Raw genomic sequence first — 329 nt, forward strand, 5'->3', positions numbered from 1 at the left:
CCATCAGGCCGGCTTTCCCGATGGCGTGGTCAACCTGATCTATGCGTCCGAAGGTGATCGCGTGGGCCGTGAACTCTGCACCAATTCCAAGATTCAAAAGATCAGCTTTACCGGTTCGAACGAGGTCGGACGGCTGCTGATGCGTCAGTGCTCTGACCAGATCAAGAAGGTCAGCCTTGAAACCGGCGGCAATGCACCTTTCATCATCTTCGATGATGCCGACATTGACGGTGCTGTTGACGGTGCGGTCCAGGCGAAGTTCCGCAATGCCGGCCAGACCTGCGTTTCCGCGAACCGCATTTACGTCCAATCGAGCGTTCACGATGAGT

At 56.2% G+C, this 329-nt stretch carries 1 protein-coding gene; it reads left to right on the forward strand.

What is annotated here, in order from left to right:
• The coding region (locus EOD29_RS30980; protein ID WP_127248792.1) for an aldehyde dehydrogenase family protein at positions 1 to 329 on the forward strand (329 nt) is incomplete at both ends.

Origin of the sequence: Mesorhizobium sp. M1A.T.Ca.IN.004.03.1.1, from assembly GCF_003997555.1 — a bacterium.
Classification (GTDB): Bacteria; Pseudomonadota; Alphaproteobacteria; order Rhizobiales; family Rhizobiaceae; genus Mesorhizobium.